The 13,631-nt window shown below is 42.9% G+C and carries 11 protein-coding genes; 6 read left to right on the top strand and 5 right to left on the bottom strand.

Going from position 1 to position 13,631, the window contains the following annotated elements:
* Window positions 1-3: 3 nt before the first annotated feature.
* From DN748_RS11360 to DN748_RS11345, 4 genes are all read right to left on the bottom strand, one after another.
* Entirely contained in the window at window positions 4-939 is a 936-nt protein-coding gene (locus tag DN748_RS11360; RefSeq protein ID WP_112371943.1) for an NADP-dependent oxidoreductase, read from the bottom strand.
* Between the two features lie 134 nt (window positions 940-1,073).
* On the bottom strand, window positions 1,074-2,048 hold the full coding sequence (locus DN748_RS11355; protein WP_112371942.1) for a zinc-dependent alcohol dehydrogenase family protein: 975 nt from the start codon (window positions 2,046-2,048) through the stop codon (window positions 1,074-1,076).
* 51 nt (window positions 2,049-2,099) lie between these two features.
* A complete protein-coding gene (locus DN748_RS11350; RefSeq protein ID WP_112371941.1) occupies window positions 2,100-2,405 on the bottom strand; it encodes an ArsR/SmtB family transcription factor in 306 nt (101 codons plus the stop codon).
* A 252-nt stretch (window positions 2,406-2,657) separates the two neighbouring features.
* Window positions 2,658-3,020, bottom strand: a complete 363-nt coding sequence (locus DN748_RS11345; protein WP_112371940.1) for a DUF4260 domain-containing protein — start codon at window positions 3,018-3,020, stop codon at window positions 2,658-2,660.
* Window positions 3,021-3,480: 460 nt separating this feature from the next.
* Here DN748_RS11345 and DN748_RS11340 point away from each other — a divergent pair, with 460 nt between their 5' ends.
* The 6 genes from DN748_RS11340 to DN748_RS11315 all read left to right on the top strand — a co-directional run bounded on the left by DN748_RS11340 (window position 3,481) and on the right by DN748_RS11315 (window position 12,139).
* Window positions 3,481-6,198, top strand: a complete 2,718-nt coding sequence (locus DN748_RS11340; protein ID WP_112371939.1) for a TonB-dependent receptor — start codon at window positions 3,481-3,483, stop codon at window positions 6,196-6,198.
* A gap of 17 nt (window positions 6,199-6,215) precedes the next feature.
* Window positions 6,216-7,433, top strand: a complete 1,218-nt coding sequence (locus tag DN748_RS11335) for a DUF4876 domain-containing protein (RefSeq protein WP_112371938.1) — start codon at window positions 6,216-6,218, stop codon at window positions 7,431-7,433.
* Between the two features lie 12 nt (window positions 7,434-7,445).
* Window positions 7,446-8,891: a DUF6850 family outer membrane beta-barrel protein gene (locus tag DN748_RS11330; RefSeq protein ID WP_112371937.1), complete on the top strand. Its 1,446-nt coding sequence runs from the start codon at window positions 7,446-7,448 to the stop codon at window positions 8,889-8,891.
* 142 nt (window positions 8,892-9,033) lie between these two features.
* Complete coding sequence (locus DN748_RS11325) at window positions 9,034-9,828, top strand: hypothetical protein (RefSeq protein ID WP_112371936.1); 795 nt, start codon at window positions 9,034-9,036, stop codon at window positions 9,826-9,828.
* 169 nt (window positions 9,829-9,997) lie between these two features.
* Entirely contained in the window at window positions 9,998-10,375 is a 378-nt protein-coding gene (locus tag DN748_RS11320; protein WP_112371935.1) for a GxxExxY protein, read from the top strand.
* A 180-nt stretch (window positions 10,376-10,555) separates the two neighbouring features.
* On the top strand, window positions 10,556-12,139 hold the full coding sequence (locus tag DN748_RS11315) for a Na+/H+ antiporter (protein WP_112371934.1): 1,584 nt from the start codon (window positions 10,556-10,558) through the stop codon (window positions 12,137-12,139).
* Window positions 12,140-12,428: 289 nt separating this feature from the next.
* On the opposite strand, the gene DN748_RS11310 is transcribed toward DN748_RS11315, so the two are convergent.
* Window positions 12,429-13,526, bottom strand: coding sequence for a hypothetical protein (locus DN748_RS11310; RefSeq protein WP_112371933.1), 1,098 nt, complete (start codon window positions 13,524-13,526; stop codon window positions 12,429-12,431).
* Between the last annotated feature and the right edge of the window lie 105 nt (window positions 13,527-13,631).

Below are 13,631 nucleotides of genomic sequence, written 5' to 3'. Positions count from 1 at the left end.
GTATTATGTGGTAATGATCAGTTTCCCAACTGTTCTGCCGGTCTCCTGCTGTAAATGGGCTTCTTGTATCTGATCGAAACCATAAGTTTCAAAAATATGTGGTTTTAGGATCTCTTTTTCCAAAAGTGATGCCACCTGTTCCATATCCGCACCATTGGACTGTACCAGAATAAAATAGCCTTTTACCCCTTTGGAAGCGGCCTTGGAGGTGACTTCCTCGTTCAATCCAGTAGGAATACTGATGATACTTCCGCCTTCCCTGGTCACTTCGAGAGAGAGGTCTATGTTGTCGCCTCCGATGGTATCGAGGACAAAATCAAATTCCCTTGGGTGGGCAGCCCAGTCGTAGCCCTGGTAATCGATGTGTGCATCAGCCCCAAGCCCCAATACAAAATCCCTGTTTTTTGCAGAAGATGTTCCGACCACCGTGGCCCCTAAATACTTGGCAATTTGGACCGCGATGTGACCCACTCCTCCTGAAGCGGCATGGATAAGGACTTTTTGACCTTTCCGGACGTTGGCGTTTGTGACCAGGGCCTGCCAGGCGGTCAAGGCAACCAGAGTTGCTGCGGCTGCCTCTTCATGGGTAATGTTCTGAGGTTTAAGGGCTAGTTGCGATGCCGGGGCTGCTACGTATTCTGCATACGCCCTTCCATGACCGGGAAAGTTTACCATTCCGAATACCTCGTCGCCAATTTGAAATTTAGTATCGTGGCTTTCAACAACCGTACCCGAGATATCCCATCCCAAAACAAGAGGATTTTCATCCTTTATCCGTCCATATACTCCTTTACCAGATCTCGATTTTACATCCACTGGATTGATACTTATCGCTTTGACCCGGACCAATACTTCGCCCGTCGTGACGGCCGGTTTGTCCAAATCTTGAATGGATAGGTTTTCTGCACCTCCCGGGGCCTTCAATACAATTGCTTTCATTGTTATATTTTTTTAATTGTTTTAAAATAGAATCTGTTTTTCGATTTGAGCTATCACGGTAAACAACTGACCTCCTGCCATTTTAGGCACCGATCATAGCTCGGGGAGGTCATTGTTGTGTATTGAAAAACCTGTTAAGCTTCTTTTTCCACTTCTATTCCTATTTTGCCATAGAAGTTTTTATCACCTGTTCTGTATTCCAATAAGCTATGGGCTTTACCAATCTCCGACAAGGGAAAGACCTTATTTAAAACCGGTTTTAGCTTTTTGCTTTCTACCAATTTAGTTAATTCGTCCAGTTTATTTCTATTCTGCCGGGTAAAGACAAAGTGATAAGTGGCATTTTTCCCCCATGCTTCAATAAGGTTCTGGGGTTTCTCTATGTCGACCAATGTAACTACCTGCCCCAGCTGACTGAGTATCTTTCCGCTATCGGAAAGTGTATCGCCTCCTATGGTATCGATGATGACATCAACGCCTTTATGGTTTGTCAATTGATTGACCACCTGAAGGTAGTCTTCATTTTCGTAGTCAATAACATAGTCTGCACCCAATTCCAGAAGAAATTGATGATGGGCCTTTCTGGCAGTGGTATACACAATGGCTCCCATAGCCTTGGCAATTTGAATGGTTGGTATGCCTACACCACCGGCACCACCGTGAACCAGAATGGATTGGTTGATTTTGAGCTGCGCCCTGGTAACCAGCATCTCCCAGGCTGTTCCTGCGGCCAGGGGAAGGGTTGCGGCCTCCAGGTGGCTCAGGCTTTTTGGTTTTAAACCCATGATAGACTCATGTGCAACGTGGTATTGAACGTAGCTCCCGGGGCCATTAAAGATCTCCGGAGTATAATACACTTCGTCACCGACTTTAAAATTTTCCACCCCGGGTCCGAGCGCTACGATCTCACCGGAAATGTCGTGACCTGTAATAACCGGTAGCTCCAGTTCATTTTTATAATCCCCACGCCGAACCTGGTAGTCCAAAGGGTTTACGGAAGTTGCAAATACCTTGACCAAAACTTCCTTGAATCCGGGTTCAGGTTTTGGTATATCTACAATTTCAAAATTTTCAATAGGGCCGAACTCTTTTAACATTGCTGCTTTCATATTTGTAAATTTATGTAATTAGGTAAAAACCTAAAAGTTAAACAAAAAAAATTATAGTTTATTTTTAATATGCGTTGCCAGATCCTGAATTGATTTTTCGTTTCTTTTATAATACGTCCACTGTCCCTTTCGGGTAGCAATCAGAATATTTGCAGCAGACATGGTCTTTAAATAATCTGAGACAGTAGGGACGGACATCCCGGCTTTTTTAGCAATATCGGACACACATACCCCTAATTCCGGTGTGTCCCGGCTCAACTCTTCTTCCGGAAAATGGGCAAAGGGATCCTTTAACCATTCAAGAATGTTTAAACGTGTTTCGTTTGATAATGACTTTATAACCTCTAATAATTCCATGGGACAAATTTAGGTAATTACCTAAATACCTACATCATGTTTAACAAATTTTTATGAATGAAAGTGATCGGATTGTACCCGGATGAAGGTTTTTCGAACCATATGGCCATAGCTATGAGGAGAGAAAAAGACAGGACCGGGCCAGCAGGGAGCTGTTTTTAGTGAAGGGGGGCAGGTGGTGAGCTGGTGCAAAAGAGGGTTTTCCAGCAAATTATAATAACTCAGGATGAGTCCATTATAGATATAGTTAATTCAGTTTATGCTTTTTTTTCCAATAGTACCTAAATGAGTATGCTGAAAGTTGTCATTATATTTTAAACCATACCCTAAAGTTCTGTCAAAAGAAATATGGGCAAAAAGTATGACAGCAGTTAGTTTCCAGGAATCGTTACCATAAGTAATGGCATATAATGCTACCATTGTCGCTATCAGGCGATGATGTGTCAGGTTATAGGTAAATGCCCCGACTTTACGATTTACAACATAGCCAATCATACCAATATCCGGCAATAACAATAGTGCAGGAAACCACCACCAGGCAAAATTTAATTTGCTAAATAAGAAAATGCAAAATAGCAATATTGCAGCTTCTTCTAATTTTAAGAGAGTTTTCATTTGATGTACTTTTTAAACCGACTACAATATTATTAATTTAACCCCAGCCTGGCTAATTGAATCATGGTTTCATGTATTTGTTGAAGTATAAAAAGTCTGCCGGGGCCGTAGGTGAGTGCAACGGAAAGTTTGCCTGCTTCTAAAAAATAGTCATCTTTATTAAGTTCTATTTCTTTGGCCTTCCTGTTAATAAGGTTTATTTACTGCACGTTCAGATTACCGAACTGCAGGATGTATTCTATAAATTCTTTCATCAGTGCAAAGTTAACAATAGTTATTTAGGGAGCATTTAATATCTGGTAAAGGAGTCACTGTTTTCCGGTCGTTTTTTTTAGAAGAAGACAGCCTCTTTTTTGGGTTGTAGATAACTTCATAAGGATCCATCGGCAATTTCAAAATAGTAATGCTACTTTGTTGCGTTTAATGAAATTAATTCTATTTTTGCAACAAAATCGCATTAATGAAGTTTCTCCTGCCGGCCTTGTTTTACTTTGTGGTTATTGGGTACATAAGTGCCCAGGACAACATTATTACCGGTATTGTTCATAATGAAGAAAATGAACCCTTAACAGGCGCCTTGATTCGCCAAAACACTTCCGGCCATTCTACCATTACGAATCTGGAAGGCAGGTTTTCCATAAAGATAAATCCCGGTGAAAACGAACATCACTTAAACATTACTCATTTGGGGTATGTAAGCCTGGATACTCTTATTTTACATAGCCACAGATTAAATGTTCAAATACAGCTTCGAAGCAGGAACCTTCAAATTGACGAGGTTATCGTAACGGCCAGGGAAAACAGCAATGGATTGGGCACCCGGTCGCTCATTGAAAAAGCTGCCATAGAGCACGTCCAGCCGTCCAGTCTGCGCGATGTATTACAACTGTTACCCGGCCAGTTGGCGATAAACCCCGATTTAAGTTCACCACAGCAAATCCTCCTGCGGCAAACGCCCACCAATTCGGCAGGCAATGCCGTGGCCCAGTTGGGGACCGCCCTGATAATGGACGGTAGTCCGGTGTCTAATGATGCCAACCTCCAATATAACGTAAATATCCTGAATTCCGATCCGGGGGCTTCCCCACCTTTCCAGTCGGTGGTAAACCGCGGATTCGATTTACGGCAGATTCCGGCAGACCAGATTGAATCTGTAGAGGTTATCCGGGGAGTACCTTCGGCAAGACATGGCAATTTTACGGCCGGTGCCGTTTTGGTAAATACGAGAATCGGTGGATTTTCACCTAATATAAGGCTAAGAGCAAACCCAAATCTATTCCAGGTTGCTGCCGGCGCAGGAATTGATCTTGATGAATCCGGTCAGGCCTTAAGCCTGGACCTCGATCTTACCAATTCAAAACCGGACCCCAGGGATGTGCTGAATGAGTTTACACGAATTTCAGTATCGGCAGGACATCAGATAAGGGTACTTCCGGATAACCAGATGCTTATAAAAAATAAATTGTATATAAGCAGTAATGTGGCTACCCGTGGCCGGGATGCCGAAAACGAACCCTCCCAAAGAAGCTGGAGTTCCGAGGATTACCGGTTCAGATGGAATACCGATATTTCATATTCCCCTGTAGATAATCCCGTATTCGATCATTTAAAAATAAATGCTTCAGCTTCTTACAGTATACAAAATTCTTTCTTTGAAGAGTTTATCACCACCAACGTAGGGCCCCGGCCTACATTTGTAACCGATACCACGGGAGCGGTGCCTTACGGGACCGCAAGATATAGAAACGAGACTACCGTAGCGGGCAGGCCGTTTAATTATTACCACCGCCTGGAATTGAGCAAATTCTTACGCATTTTCAATACTTCGCATAGAGTCGTTGCCGGAACCGAATTTCGTTTGGACCGGAATAAAGGGCCGGGCCGGCAGTTTGATTTGCTAACTCCGCCACGGCAAAATTATAATGCCGGCGATCGTCCCAGGAGTTTTGATGATGTTCCCACGCTGAACCAGTTAAGTTTTTATCTTGAAGATCAATTCTCATTGGTAATAGCCGATAGGGAATGGGCCTGGCAGGTAGGGCTGCGGGGAGATCGCTATTTTCTGTCGGGAGCTGAAAACCGCTTGATAAGTCAGGATTTACAACCCAGGATTAATAGTTCTTTTGAGGTGCTGCCTCATCTGAAGATCAGGGCGGCTTACGGAATAAATTCAAAGACACCCGGTCTTGGTTACCTGTCGCCCGGCCCCAGGTTTTTCGACCTGATAAATTTTAACCACTATGCCAACAACCCCAATGAAAGGCTATTGATTGTAACCACAAGAAAGCTGGATCCGGACGCCGGTAATATAACAAGCTACACTACGGAAAAGTTTGAGGCCGGACTTGACGGGAACCTGGGAAATATTGATTTTCTAATTACCTATTTTAAGGAAAACACTAAAAACGGGCCAGGCTTTATCCGCCACCCTTATATTGCCGGTTACCCTGTTTACAGTATCCGGGAAAGTCCTGAAAATGCTCCTCCCATCCTGTCCGATACTCCCGCCCGGTACGAGAAAAGGTTCCTGGGGTATGATGCCCCGGCCAACAACAGGGACATTCATAACACCGGAATAGAATATACCATCAACTTTCCGGAGTGGGAAGTTTTAAAAACATCTTTAAACGTAAACGGTGCTTATATAAGATCTGAAAGCTACACCAACGGGCAGCAGGCGCAGCCTGATTTTGTGTACCGGGATCCTGATTCGGAATATATCCCTTATTTTCAGGCGGGACAGGGAAATGTCTCCAGTCAGTTTAATACGTCCCTGCGCTTCATACACCGTATTCCCAAGGCGGGAATGGTTATATCTTCGCTGGCACAGATCACCTGGCTCAAAACAGAGCAAATGACGGGATTTAGCCCGTATCCCACGGCACTACTGGATAAAAACGGCATCATAACCCCCTTAAGCCCGGAAGAGCGCAAAAATTTTGAATACCGGCAGTACTGGAACCAGATCAACAGGGATATGCTGCTGCAGGAAAAAATGCCGCCGCTGCTCCTGTTTAACCTCAGGTTAAACAAAGAGTTTCAGCCCGGGCGCGGCTTTGCCTTTTATGTGAACAACATCAATAACCACAGGCCGCTTTATCAAAGTGTAAGAAGTGGAAATTATACCGAAAGAAACCTCGAACTCTTTTTCGGAGCCGAAATTTATTATCAATTCTAACTTAATTCTTAATCACGATGAAACACAAAACAAACAAGTCTTTAATCCTTTTATTATCGTTCTTCTGGCTTTTCATGGCCTGTAGTTCAGATGATGACAATCAGCGCCTGGAACAGCTGGAGTTGAGTGTACATGTGCTTTACCCTGAAGATTTCGAAATACAAACCGCTGTAGGTGTAAGGGTAACAATGGTTGATAATGCCTCCGGACAGGAATTTGAGCAAACCACCGATGCCGACGGGATGGCTACCTTTTCCGGACTGGTACCGGGTACCTACAATGTGCAGGCCGGTAAATTACTGCAGGGGGAAGAAGCCCTGGCAGTCACCGGTAATGAAGTAGAGATCAACCTGAACTATCTCGATAATGATTTTAACCTTAATCATACAACTGCCAGTAGCGTTCTGGATATCAGGCTGGCAGGTTCGATAGTGGGAAACCTGGTCATTAGCCAGGTTTATTATTCAGGTTCAAAAACTCCCGAGGGTTCCAACTATTTCTTTGATCAGTTTTTCGAGATTTATAATAATTCCAGTGAACCTATTGCTTTGGACGGACTTATTATTTCTGATGTGTATGGAGTTTCCGGCTTAATAAATCCCGGCAGCATTCCTTCGCCGTTCACCGATGACGATTCGCATGTATACATCAGCACAGCCTGGAGAATTCCCGGGTCTGGTGAAGAACATATCCTCGAACCTTTTTCAAGTATAACCATAGCTCAACAGGGAATTAACCACCAAAGCGAAGAAGCCAATCCCGGAAGCCCCGTAGATTTAAGTGGTGCCGACTGGGAATTTTTTGTAGAAGGGTCTACCCGCGATATCGATGCGCCTGATGTGCCTAACCTGGAAATGCTGTACCATCCGTTTAATACTACATTTTCACTGGTTAGTGTTTTCGGGCCCGGTACAATTATCTGGAGAGGCGAAGATATTGAAAACCTGGAACGCGCGGCTATTCCCGATGCAGGCCCTGATTACCCCCAGGTGTTAAAAGTTCCTGCAACCCATGTCATAGATGCGGTGGAGGCCTTAAGAAGTGAAGAGGATGGCAATTTTAAAAGGATACCATCGAGTCTGGATGTCGGGTTTACACATGTTTCCGATACTTATACCGGAGAGTCCATCATCAGAAAATCGACAAGCATCGACGGAAATATCTTATTTATCGATACGAACAACAGTAGTGAAGATTTTGAGTCGAGCAGTAACCCGCAACCCGGTGCGTACTAAATAAGGATGGGGATGAGAATCATAAGTTGTATTTCAATTTTCCTTTTTTGTGTTACCGGAAGGCTGATAGCTCAGGATAACCAAAAAGACTGGTCGTTTTACAGCAGGGAAAAAAGGCTGGAATGGAACAATTCTCATCCTTATTTATTAGCGTCCGGCCTCAGGGAATTTTACCAGGCCCACCTCAGTTATAACTATGGTGAAGGTGATCTGCATAAAGTATTCGAAACTTCACAATTCAGTACGGTAAAATTTAGTTCCCAATCGCAAAAAGCAATTGGTAACTGGGCTTTTAACGGTTCATTTGATTATGAAAAAAACCTGAAGAGCGTAAGGGATTATTTATTACAGAGCGATAACGAAGACCAAAATCCTTACCGGCTGGCAGATACCCATAGTGGTCCCTGGTCCGGTGGCAGGGTTGATTTTTCGCTGGCTGTGCTTAGCCCGTCTTATTTTAGGGCTGCCAGATCTTTTGTACGGATTGAATATACGGTAGGAAGTTCCAATAGAAACAATGAGCCGCGGCCGTTATACCGGCATAACCGGATCTATGTACAATTAGGACAATTAATCGCGCTCAAGGATTGGCTGGATGTGGGTATGGCAGGGTTCTACAGACAAACCAAGGAAGAGAATTTGATAGGAAGTTATGCCACGCAGGACCTGGTATTGTATCAGTTGCGCGGGCTCGGCACTTTTAGTAAAAATACGTTCAGGTCGTTTCAGCGAAATCAAGAATACGATACTTACGGTTTACACCTGTTTTCCAGGATAAAACGAAAAAATTATAAAGGTTTTATCGATATCTCAGTAGCGCAAGGGGATTTTACAGCCAGAAATGCCATCGTTAACCCGGTAAATTCAGGAGAGCTCAACCTGGTAAAAAGCAATATCACTATCGGAAGCCGGATCATGTTTAACGAAAAAGCGGAATGGCAATCCGACCTGAAGATCGATTACGGGAAAACAGAAGGAATTGACCCCGTTTTTAAAGCTATAAATTACGAATCGGAAACACACAGCATCGCTTTCTCTAATCTCTTGTTGATGAAGGACAGAAACCATCAACTGGGAGCTGATTTATATTACAGCAATGAGGAGCGATCAGACCTGGCCGGCAATGACCGGGTAAAATATCAATTCCTGGAAACTGAGGCTACTTATCTTTTTTACATAGGTAAAATTTTTACTCAGGGCCTTTATTTAAAACCCATGCTTGGATACCGGAAATCTATTGAAGCTTCTCTTTCTACCTCTGCCTTTGACCTTGCCCGCGAAATACTCATCAGGGAGCAGGATTTTTTTAAAACCGATTATTTTAAAGGTGCTTTGGAAATGGAATGGAAGAAACCTTTTGGAAAACAGACGCTTTTAATAAATGCCCGGTTAACAAGACACCAAAACCCGGACACGGCTTATTCTTACTTCAATCTGAGAACGGGTCTTGTTTTTTAAATTTCTGTATACATGAAACGGACATGAATAAATTTTAATCACTCCGGGAAATGACGAAATAGTCGGAAGCCGGAAGCCCGGAGTCTGAAGTAAATGTACTTCCGGCTTCGGATTCCGGACTTCAGACGTCAAAAACAAACAGATGAAAAATATTATAAAAACAGCATTAAGCTTTTTTCTGCTTGCTACAATTAGTGTCTCTGCACAACAGGCCAGCCGCAATACCGTACTGTCTTATGCAGATTCTTTAGCAAAACGCGTATTGGAATACGAGGGGCTGCATACGGTGTACAGCGGACTAAAGCCTATTAGTACCGTGAAACATGTAGAATTTGCAATTGATTCTGTAACTGCGGAATTTACAGCTCCCGAAAAAGTGAAAGAGGAACTGGAATTTATCCGTAAAAGCCTGGAGTTACTGGAAAATGATAATATCGGTTATATTCTCTTACCCTTTAAATCCGTTTATGGAAACACCAGAACTTATGAAATACTGGTCTACAACAGAAAATCTGTGGCCGAATTGATTAAGGGTAAATCCGGTTTTTTCCTGAAACGGGGAATTACTCCATCGGTTTCCCCGGAGATATTGCTTACCCTGTACGAATTTGAAGATAAGACGGACCGGTTCAGGGCTTATGGATATTTATTCGGGTATCCGGACCACGCGGTCGATTTTTTTGTGGAAGCTTCAAAAACTAACGTGGAAAAAGGCGAGTTTGTCGAAAGGGACTTTTATCAACTACCTGTAGCAAGTGGTGAGGACGGCAGGTTTGTATACGCTGTTCCGAAAGGGCATATCCCAAATGATATTGACCTGGAGATCAAAGAAAAAGCAGCTGAAAATGTTGAAGAATATCTCGAATTGAAAGAAAGGGTCAATATTGAAGAATCTCAGTACCCTTATTTGGATCTTTTGTTGTCGTTCATACCTTAAAGTTTAGTGTTCAGGCTGATGGCTTTACGATCTTCATGGCTCGGCGATAAAAACGAAACATTGGTGGAATGAGTTTCCCGCAGATTACGCGGATGGACGCAGAAAAAATCAGTTAAGGAAAGTAAATAGAGATATCAGTGGTAGAAAACACCTATATTAGTAGGAAAAAATGACCGAAAATGAAATATCATATAAAATCAGGGGATCAATATTCAAAATTTATAACCATTTTGGGCCGGGTTTGTTGGAATCGGCTTATGAAGCAGCCTTGCAATATAAATTGAGGAAAGAAGGGCTGAATGTTCAATCGCAAGTGGGCCTCCCTCTTATCTATGATGATATTAAATTAGAAGTAGGTTACCGAATAGATTTGTTGGTAGAAAACAAAGTCATTATTGAAATCAAGTCCGTTGAAAATCTTTCGGAAGTTCATCATAAACAGGTAATCACTTATTTGAAATTGTCCAATAAAAAGTTAGGCATACTTGTTAATTTTAATTGTACGGAAATTGATAAATCTATCTTTAGAAAAGTAAATGGACTATAAATTTCCCGCAGATCACACCAATCTGCGCAAAAAAATCAGCGAATATCAGCGATATCAGCGGGAGAAAAATCGGAGGAACAGGTATCCCGCAGATTGCGCAGATTTTAAAAATTATAATGTACACCGGAACCGATACCTGCTAAAAACCATGTTTTAATGTAACAAACCCGACAACGCAATATGGTCGAGAATTTTATACTTTATATAGGGCTGGTGCTCGTCATCATCACAGCGATCATGCTGGCCAACAAATTAAAGATCGCCTACCCGATACTGTTGGTCATCGCAGGTCTGCTTATCAGTTTTATTCCGGGAATGCCAGCGGTAAAGATCGACCCGGAACTGATTTTTATTATTTTTCTGCCTCCCTTGTTGTATGAGGCTGCCTTTGCCGTTTCCTGGAAGGAGATGTGGAAACTGAGGCGGGTCATTACCAATTTTGCCTTTACGGTTGTATTTCTCACTGCATTGGTAGTAGCCTTTGTGGCAAATTCCTTTATTCCCGGATTTTCACTGGCCCTGGGTTTTGTATTGGGAGGGATCGTTTCCCCGCCTGATGCGGTAAGTGCAGGAGCTATCCTGAAATTTGTCAAGGTCCCCAAGAGTATTTCCACCATATTGGAAGGGGAAAGTTTGTTCAACGACGCTTCTTCGCTTATTATTTTCCGCTTTGCCATGGTAGCTGTAGCCACCGGGCAGTTTGTCTGGCAGGATGCCGTATTGAGTTTTGGATGGATGGTTACCGGCGGTGTGGGTATCGGTTTAATGATCGCCCTTGTCTTTTTAAAGGTCCATAAGATATTTCCGACCGATGTCAACATGGATACCGTTTTGAGCCTGGTGGCACCCTATATCATGTACATTACAGCGGAGGAACTGCACGCTTCCGGTGTGCTTTCGGTCGTAAGCGGCGGATTGTTCCTTTCCATAAGGAGGTATGAGTTCCTTCGTACTTCTGAATCCCGCCTGAGGGGCTCCAATGTATGGGAGAGTTTCACCTTTCTTATTAACGGGATCGTGTTTCTGCTTATCGGCCTGGAACTGCCTGAGATCCTGTACGGACTGGACAACGAAGGGATAGCCCTTCCGGAAGCCATTGGGTACGGACTCTTGGTTACCGCTGTACTTATTATCGTACGGTTTATTGCTTCCTTTGGGGCTGTGGCCGTTACGGTCATAATGCGAAACTTTATCAGGATAGCCTATCCGGACCCCGGAACAAAAGCCCCGGTATTAATGGGGTGGACGGGAATGCGCGGCGTGGTTTCCCTGGCTGCGGCTTTGTCCATTCCCGTGACTATGGACAACGGAGCGTTGTTCCCGCACCGCGACCTTATCCTTTTCATCACGTTTATCGTAATTTTTGTTACATTAACCCTGCAAGGGCTCACTTTGCCGGCACTGATCAAAAAACTGGGATTTCCGGAGACCAGTATAGGTTATATGCCGGAAGAAGAAACCAAGGCCCTACTCAGAAATGGGATGCGCCATGCCGCTTTTTCTTATCTGAATGAAAACCATCGTGATAAAAAGGGCGAAAGCGAGTTCTTCGGCAAACTTATGGACAGGTGGGAACGGGAAGATCGGGCAGGTTCTGTTTTTAAACTCTCGGATACCGCTAAGAAAATCTATTTTGAAACACTGGAAGAACAACGCAGATGGCTTCTGGATGAAAATAGGAACAATCCCGAAATAGATGAGGAAATCATCAGGGATTATCTGCATAAGCTGGACCTGGAGGAAGAGCGATTACGTATAAATTAAAATTTTTTAAATATCCTTTCCTGTCATGACTTTTATTTTTGATGACCGTTTGATGACAAAATGATGACAGCCTAAACCCTTATGGAGAAAGAGTTTCACCAAATCTGTCATCAAATCATCAAAATTTAGGAAGGCTCAAAAATTTATAGCGAATAAATCTATAATCAACTACATTTAAAGAAGGCTTAAAAAAAGGGAAACCCGAAAAATTTGGTTGTATATGCTATATGCATTTAGTGAGTGTTATTGACCTCACCTTACGGGTGTACAAGCACCCTCAATAAACCTCTTAACCTACAATAAGTTCAATACCTGCTTTTTCTGCTTTATACCTTATTTTCGTCATGAGCTCATAATAACTCCAGTTCCGCAATACGAATTCTTCCTCTTTGGCTATTCCGATCTTGTCTTCCTGGTTTAATAAAATAAGTGTTCCTGCCTGGTGTTTGATACAGAAATCAATGAGTTTTCTGCTGTATACATGGATACGCTGGGATATATAATTAGTTTCTGTATTACGGAATTTGTCCACCGCTTTGAGTTTTCGCTTACGTCCTTTTCCCGCTTTGCAATAGGTAGCAGCGGTCTGGGCCCTCTTTCGGGCGGCCTGTATGGCCAGCCTTCTGTACAGAAACTCCTCCCGGGTACCAATGGTAAGCCTGGTTTTATCTGTTTTTACTACAATGGGATATTCAAGAGAGAGCGATGCTTCGGCTATTTTTTCCGGCATTAAGCGATGCTTTTCCTTTTCAATTTCAAATACCGCCAGCCAGAATATTTTTCCGTCTTTGAGTTGAATATGCGAAGTACACAACTTGATGTTCCCTTTTTCCAGACGCTCCAATAGTTTTCGTTTGTCGGTAAAATCTTTTCCTAAATACGTCTTAAACGGTATTGAAAATAGACGGAAGCAAAAGGCCTTTTTATTGGTAGTATAGGATAACCGGCTCATACAACGCGAACCAAATGGAAACGCCATGTCTCGTTTAAAATTTTCCAGTGAACGCAGGCCTTTCCAATATTCCGTTTTGTTTTTATTAAAAGTAGCAATTAAGGATGTATTTAAACAGGACAGTATATCCATAGGGATTTCCCCTTTAAAGCGGTCCGACATCATACGATAGGTCGTATTGATCCGGGAACATTGCAGGATGCCGTCTTCGTCTTTTTTTTCATCGGCCAGTTTATACCTGATCCCTTCGGAGAGATAAAAGAAATCCTTGATCATTTCCTGTACGTACAAATGGGAAACAATAAGGTTAGCTGCCTTAAAGCATCTGTTCTGCCATTGATATAGCTTACCTATGGCCTCTTTTTTTTCTTCCTTGGTAGGCAGGTCTATCAATACCTGGATCTTTTTTGTGAGCTTGAGTGTTGATTTTTCCATACTGGGCGGATTCTAAAGGATATTGTTACCTTGCTTTTACTGCTTTGTATATGCTGTTCGCATTTAATGAGTGTCGTTGACCTCACCATACAGGTGTACAAGCAC

It is taken from the genome of Sinomicrobium soli, from assembly GCF_003285545.1.
Lineage (GTDB): Bacteria > Bacteroidota > Bacteroidia > Flavobacteriales > Flavobacteriaceae > Sinomicrobium.
Note: the sequence above shows the minus strand (reverse complement) of the source record. Positions and strands in the feature narration are given on the sequence as shown.

Bases quoted from the DNA above. Each gene is read 5' to 3' on its own strand.
- DN748_RS11355 (WP_112371942.1), bottom strand. From the start codon at position 2,048: ATGAAAGCAGCAATGTTAAAAGAGTTCGGCCCTATTGAAAATTTTGAA.
- DN748_RS11320 (WP_112371935.1), top strand. From the start codon at position 9,998: ATGACCGAAAATGAAATATCATATAAAATCAGGGGATCAATATTCAAA.
- DN748_RS11360 (WP_112371943.1), bottom strand. From the start codon at position 939: ATGAAAGCAATTGTATTGAAGGCCCCGGGAGGTGCAGAAAACCTATCC.
- DN748_RS11310 (WP_112371933.1), bottom strand. From the start codon at position 13,526: ATGGAAAAATCAACACTCAAGCTCACAAAAAAGATCCAGGTATTGATA.
- DN748_RS11345 (WP_112371940.1), bottom strand. From the start codon at position 3,020: ATGAAAACTCTCTTAAAATTAGAAGAAGCTGCAATATTGCTATTTTGC.
- DN748_RS11315 (WP_112371934.1), top strand. From the start codon at position 10,556: ATGGTCGAGAATTTTATACTTTATATAGGGCTGGTGCTCGTCATCATC.
- DN748_RS11340 (WP_112371939.1), top strand. From the start codon at position 3,481: ATGAAGTTTCTCCTGCCGGCCTTGTTTTACTTTGTGGTTATTGGGTAC.
- DN748_RS11325 (WP_112371936.1), top strand. From the start codon at position 9,034: ATGAAAAATATTATAAAAACAGCATTAAGCTTTTTTCTGCTTGCTACA.
- DN748_RS11350 (WP_112371941.1), bottom strand. From the start codon at position 2,405: ATGGAATTATTAGAGGTTATAAAGTCATTATCAAACGAAACACGTTTA.
- DN748_RS11330 (WP_112371937.1), top strand. From the start codon at position 7,446: ATGAGAATCATAAGTTGTATTTCAATTTTCCTTTTTTGTGTTACCGGA.
- DN748_RS11335 (WP_112371938.1), top strand. From the start codon at position 6,216: ATGAAACACAAAACAAACAAGTCTTTAATCCTTTTATTATCGTTCTTC.